Annotated in this window: 1 protein-coding gene; it reads right to left on the bottom strand. The window is 46.3% G+C overall.

The features are described 5' to 3' along the window. A partial coding sequence (locus EII41_RS13310; protein ID WP_148091757.1) for a hypothetical protein occupies positions 1-3629 on the bottom strand: 3629 nt, incomplete at its 3' end. Between the last annotated feature and the right edge of the window lie 399 nt (positions 3630-4028).

The raw sequence follows: 4028 nt of genomic DNA, 5'->3' as shown, positions 1-4028 counted from the left end.
ACAGCCTTCGAGAAGTCCAGCATAAGAGGACGGGCCTGATTCTCATCATCTACCATATCGCAATGGTATTTGCCTGATCCGCACGGATAGTCCGTGCCGATCTTTTCGCCCGGATTGGCCAGATTGTAGTCCGTGCTCAGGAACGGGTCGTGGCGAGTGCCCTTGTTTTGCAGACCGCCATAGTTCAGCTTAATGTTATTGTCCGCTCCGATAAAGATACTTCCGGACGATTCGTTCGGGGTGTATTGGAAATCCTGCAGGTAAACATTGTTACGCTCTTCGGCGCAACCGCACAAACCCACCTTCGACAACTCCCGAAGGTCATCCCTCTGAGCCAACAAAAGAAGACTTCCCTGCATTCCTGATACATCCGTCTTGTTACGCAAGTCGATATCGCCGAAACGCGTGCGGAAGAAAGCGCTTCCCTGATTGTTCTGGAAGTCCAACTCCGTACCCGTATTCATAATAATATTACCACGCTGACCCGCATCGACCGTTAAATTACCGTTATTACCGCGATAAACGAGGCTTGTTTTCGTAACCGCGTCATCGCCGTTCACATCCTGTGCCGGTGCATATTGAGCAATATCCTTATCTTTTCCACAACGTCCCAGCCCGAAAATGATGCCCGCGTGTTCATACATCATCATTGATTCGCCTCTGCGTTCGTACAGTTTGTTCGGACTCCATGCGCTACCACAGAAATATTCGTTCGAGAACGGGATGGTAATTTCCGTGTTCGTGGTACCTCCGGTTGTCAGAGAATTGAACATCTGCGTGACATAGATATTACCTCCCCCATAACGTCCTTCATTATTCTGATCCTGATAACCGGCGCGAAGAACGAGCGATTCATTATGTCCCGCGCTTGCGTTTTGATATGTAAAACGGTTATTGTCGTAGCTGAGCGGAGTCGTTTGAGCCGGTCTCTGACACATATCGGGAAGCGAACTGTATCCCAGCCACAGATCGCCCAGGTGCGATTCTACTTCCGTACGGTTTTCCGAATTCGCAGCATTTTTATCCAAGATATCCACCATAGCTGTACGGATATGATAATCGGCATATAATCCGGTAACAGCAGTTCCTTCGTTCGTACGTGTAATCTTCAGCGAATCGTTGAAATAGAGATGCCCGTCCGTCAGGAAACGAGGATCATCGGGCGTACCGCCGTTCGAAACCGCTCCGGTATTATTCGACAATCCTTTTGCCTTAGCCTTACTGTATGATTTGTTCCGTTCGGCAGAGAATAAGATCGATTTATCGCTGTCATAATCAATATTTGTCCAGCGCTTCATCTCGATATTTCCACCTTGTGCAACAATTGACAAATCCTCTACTGTATTATTGGTCTCCCCATAATGGAAGTTAACTGTATCGCCGGTAATAATATTCCGTCCGGCATTCCATTCCGTTTTTACGTTAAAACCAGACCAGAAATTCACCGGCGCTCCGTAATTGAGGCAGGTGCTGTTCGTCAAAATATCCTGATTGGCAAACAGACGCACCTGCTTATTATCCGAACTGTCGGCATACGTAAAAGCATTACGAATATCGATATTTCTGCACGCATAGAGCGTTGTATTCACATCCGTTGCCGCAGCAGCATAACCTATTTTGACTTTATTATGCGTAATAATATCGTTTCCGGCTTTCATGTCGAAATTACCGTGATCACCCTTGTGCAGATAATTGAAAGAGGTTGTCGTTTCATTTCCTTTTCCGGTGGTAATGTCGTGTCCGGCTACGAAGCGCGCAAATCCCTGGTTCGTTTGCCCATCACCGGCCACATGCACATAATTATGGTTGATATTGATGTCGTGATTAGCAGCCATCCACACATTTTCCGTTCCTTTATACAAAACGGTCACCGCATCGTTCAGATTAATATTTCCTTGCGTGGGAGCATTGACCCCGTCCGGGCATCTTTGTGGGCATATGCCAATCCCGGGTCTGTCTGACTCACCGGCCCAAAGATTTTCCTTGTTCGTAAACGCGCGTAATGCGATCATCCCCGTATGGTCAGACGCATCATCCCGTTTGAATGTCAGCGTTCCGTCCATTGTAATCTCTTTACCGGCGTACCAATCGATATGCTGACCATCGGCAACTTTCGTATAATCAAACAGTAAAGGAGCATTTTGCGTATTGGTAATATTCTCTCCGGCCCATAACTGCGTATTTCCGGTAGATTTATGCTTAAATTCAAAGGGTGCGGCACTAAATGCGATCGTACCACGGTTCGCTTGGATACCGATATGCGCGGAAGGATTTCCTCCTTGCGTGTAATCGATCAACGAGCCATTGTTAAAGTTTACGCCCGTTTCACCGTCGATGAACAAATCGGTCGTTTCGTTCGCTTTATATGTCAATGCACCTCCGAAAACGACTTTTGCTCCTTTGGATTGAATAACCGCATCTCCTGTACCGGCTGTAAAATCAATCTCAGTCGTTCCATTCACAGTAACACTTCCGGCACCTTGTACAAACAAACCGCCGTCCTGACCGGTATGCATAAAATCACCCGTCACCGTAATACCGTCATGATCCGACTGAATACGTGTCTGCACGCCCGTATTTAGAGCGGCTTGCGTGCGCGCACTGATCTCTTCACCATGATTACAATTGGCAAACTTGGCCAGATTCTCACTGTTCTTCTGCACGGCACTATACAAGTTTTGCCACGTACTTGCCGTAGACGTGCTGGATGTTGTCAAATTTCCTTCGATGCGAACGTATCCGCCTCGATAATCATCCGGATTAAGAGCTCCCGGAGGAGGTGTGGTCGGCAATCCTTTTGCCCATAACGTAACATGGCCTAACGCACCACCACCCGCGGCCGTATAGCCGAATGCTTTCGTTTTGATATAGGCTCTGTCGGAAAGAATGGCGACATTATTATTGTTCGCAGCAGGAGCGAAAGCAATATCATCGCGCACTTCCACCTGACCGCCATGGGCCTGAATCAGCATGTCACCCGTAGCTGCAGCACTGTTTACCGCCCCCTGAATACCGGTGACTCCGGCAGTGGCCAATAAAATAGCCGCTTCTCTGCAACGTCCCGTATTCAACACACTCAGAGGTTCCGTTCCGGCAATTTTAAAGGCAGGCACATTTCCTGCTGCAACAAATTGAATCGGATCGCAATGCGGATTGCAAGCGCTGCTGAAATTCTTAATGATACCGCCTGAAGAAATATGAAACTTCTGTTGCCCCGTAGTAGCAGGTCCCACTTCGATAACACCCTTGTTATTTCCGGCTTCATCAATTGCCTTATTCGTATAAATATCCTCATTCTGAGCATTATAATTACCGTAGACACCCAGCACACCGGCTGTCGTAGAGAAACTCGGGAACGTTATATCGTTATACTGAGTTCCATTATAAATTTCAAGTGGTGTCGTCCCGTCGGCCGCATATCCTCTCCAGTCGAAAGAAGTTGTTCCGGAGAAAAGGAACATACTTCCCGATGTATTTTGCACCGGTAAAGAGGTAAACTGAGCATCCGTAAAATAAGGGTTACCATGATCCGTATTATTCGGATTATTTTTATGAGCTAACGAAATCTTACCCCAATTACCACCTACTCTTAATCTGAAATTACTACCGGTTTCAGGCCAAATAAGCACACCTTCCGTACTAGTAGTAGCAAAAGCAGACTGTGCAGCAGCCGTATTATCTAAAATATTGTTCTTTATACATACATCAGCACCACTTAAAATCAAGACACCCGCATCAAGAAACGTGTTTCCGATACGTTCTACAGAGCTCCAACCATGTGATTTATGTTGATGTCGATGATAGTTAGCAGTTGCATCCCATGTGTAATACTCTGGACTTCCAGAATGCAATGTAGAGTGACAGTTTTGACCTGTTCTGCAACCTGTTAATGTCTCTTGATTTTGCTGTAGATCATAAGTTCGATAATACCATCTCAAGTTACCGATAGCAATTTGGGTATTGTTAAATTCATATAGTACTATTATCTTTGCTGAAAAAAACTATGGATTGTCCAAGATGTGGAAGCA

Origin of the sequence: Tannerella forsythia (genome assembly GCF_003860135.1) — a bacterium.
In the GTDB taxonomy this organism is placed as follows: domain Bacteria; phylum Bacteroidota; class Bacteroidia; order Bacteroidales; family Tannerellaceae; genus Tannerella; species Tannerella forsythia_A.
This window is presented reverse-complemented; position numbering and strand designations above follow the sequence as displayed.